A 2,418-nucleotide genomic window follows, 5' to 3' on the forward strand; every position below is an offset into this window, starting at 1 on the left:
CCGTAAACCCGTCCATGGGGGCTTGGCCGCGGCATCCATGCCGCGGACACTCCCGCAACCGGACCCACCCCGCCTTCGACAGATTTCCGGCGATCTGTCGGTGCTGTTGCGGTTGGTGGGTGTCGACCCTGGTCGACACGGTAGATCCACGCCATGCGTGGATGCTCTTCGATCAATTGTCGAAATATTCGAACTCCAACTCGAACTCGATGGAGATWCATCCACGCATGGCGTGGATCYAYCRGATCGCGRRAATCTGTCAGAGGTGGGGCGGTGTCGGAGTGCGGGGTGTCAGCCGCATGGATGCGGCTGCCAAGCCTACAGGGACGTACTTGCGGCGTCCCCGCACTCCGGCACCGCCCCGCCACCCCACGGAATGCCAGCTGTTGCTGTTGCTTGCGCAGTGGCTTCTGCAGGTGCAGGGCGCAGCCCTGCCGAACACGCATAAAAAAACAGCAGGCCGAGGCCTGCTGTTTCGGTGTAATGGTGCGCCCGGAGAGATTCGAACTCCCGACCGCCTGGTTCGTAGCCAGGTACTCTATCCAACTGAGCTACGGGCGCCCTGCGACAGGAGCGGAATTATGCGGATGTCGGCGCGAGTCGTCAACGCTTTTGTGAAAATTTTCACCCAACTGAATGAAAAACGCCTCTGCGACAGCCTCCGGGTGTTTCATCCACGCGAAGTGATCGGCCTGCGTACCCAGCTCCTGCGCAGAAAGCACGCGTAATTCCGAGGCGACATTCGGCAGTTTCGCCAGCAGCGCCTGCATTGATCCGCTCGGCGCCAGCCAATCGTCTTCCATCAGCACCGCCTGCGCACTGCCGTGCACGCGCGCCATCTGCGCATCCAGGTCCTCGTCCATGCCTGCGGCGGCGTAGTGATTGCTCAGCCCTACGCGTGCCCAGTCAGCGATCAGTCCGCGTGCTTCGGTGCCGCCGAAACCGAGCCGGCGCCCGTGCAGCACGCCCTGGCGCCGCGCGATCCACGGCAGGAAGCGATAGATCAGTGGCAGCAGCCAACCGCGTGGTGGCGGRAACGTGCGCCAGAACGGTGTGCCGCTGGCGGCCAGCCACAATCGATCGAACGCCTGTGGTTGGCGTCCGGCGTGCACGCAGGCCAGCTGCCCACCCAGGCTGTGGCCACCGATGATCCATGGCAGTGCCTCCTGCGCGTCATCGGCATCGGCGAGCAGGGCCTCGCTGGCCGGCAGATCGTGGTCGAGAATCTGCCGGTAGCCCCAATCCTGGCTGCGCGACGGGCGCAGCGAACTGCTGCCATTGCCACGCCATTCGTGCAGGTAGACCGCCACGCCCCTGGCTGCAAGTGCCTGCGCCAGTGGTACGTAGTGGCGCGCGGCCACGCCCAGCGCCGGCAGCCACAACAGCCGTGCCAGCGGCTGTGCGGGCGCACAGGCGATCACGTCGAAACGGTGGCCATCGCCGCTGTTCACAGTGAGCGCGCGTAGCGAATCACTCATGCGTGGGGCGCCGCGCCGAAGTGGTCCAGTACCAGCACCTCGCTGCGACCGGGCGCATAGCCCTGCTGCAATCCGCGCGCTACGTAGTCGATGCCGGCTTCGCAGGCGTTGGCCAGGCTCAGCCCGTTGCAGAGCTGCGCGGCGATGGCCGAGGCCAGCGTGCAGCCGGTGCCATGCGCATCCAGTGGCAGGCGGGCATGGATGAATTCTTCGCTGCTGACGCCGTCGAAGTAGCGGTCGACCACGCGGTTGCCTTCGTGCAGGTGCCCGCCCTTCAGCAGCACTGCACCGGCGCCCAGATCAAGGAGCGAGGCGGCGGCCCGCTCTGCATCGTTGCCATCGGCGATGCTGCGGCCGACCAGCAGCTCCGCTTCGGGTGCATTGGGGGTGACCAGGGTGGCCAGTGGCAGCAGCCGTTGACGCATTGCCTGCAGCGCGCTGTCCTCCAGCAGGYGCGCACCGCTGGTGGCCACCATCACCGGGTCGAGCACCACGTGCGGTGGTCGATGGCGTTCCAGTGCATCGGCCACCGCGTGGATCACCTCGGCGTTGGCCAGCATGCCCAGCTTCACCGCGTGGATGTCGAAGTCGTCGAAGCAGGCTTCGATCTGCGCGCGCAGGAAGTCGATCGGTGGCACGTGCACGGCGCGGACGCCGCGGGTGTTCTGCGCGGTCAGTGCGGCAATCACCGACAGCCCATGCACGCGATGCGCGGCGAAGGCCTTCAGGTCGGCCTGGATGCCGGCGCCGCCGCCGGAGTCGGAGCCAGCGATGGTCAGGGCGGAAACAGGGGTGGTCGGGCTCATGCAGCGATTGTGCCGTGCTGCCTTGCCAGGGGGTAGTGCCGGCCGGGCTGCGCCCGGCACCGGCACAAGCAACAGCAACACCTGGAGCAACGGCGGCATGTGGTGGGATGCGGGGTGGTGTGGGCCTGCAGGAC

The 2,418-nt window shown here is 66.5% G+C and carries 2 protein-coding genes and 1 tRNA gene; all 3 read right to left on the reverse strand.

What is annotated here, in order from left to right; translation table 11 throughout:
- Positions 1-484: 484 nt before the first annotated feature.
- The 3 genes from AC1DJN_RS21535 to thiD all read right to left on the reverse strand — a co-directional run bounded on the left by AC1DJN_RS21535 (position 485) and on the right by thiD (position 2,284).
- Positions 485-561: transfer RNA gene (locus AC1DJN_RS21535), tRNA-Arg, on the reverse strand.
- Positions 552-1,478: an alpha/beta hydrolase family protein gene (locus AC1DJN_RS21540; RefSeq protein WP_282280229.1), complete on the reverse strand. Its 927-nt coding sequence runs from the start codon at positions 1,476-1,478 to the stop codon at positions 552-554. The genes AC1DJN_RS21535 and AC1DJN_RS21540 overlap by 10 nt, the downstream gene beginning before the upstream one ends.
- Positions 1,475-2,284 carry a bifunctional hydroxymethylpyrimidine kinase/phosphomethylpyrimidine kinase gene (gene thiD, locus AC1DJN_RS21545; RefSeq protein ID WP_478040185.1) on the reverse strand — a complete coding sequence of 270 codons (810 nt, stop codon included), beginning with the start codon at positions 2,282-2,284 and terminating at the stop codon, positions 1,475-1,477. The genes AC1DJN_RS21540 and thiD overlap by 4 nt, the downstream gene beginning before the upstream one ends.
- Positions 2,285-2,418 lie beyond the last annotated feature (134 nt).

The organism is Stenotrophomonas sp. 05L414_2, assembly GCF_056397905.1.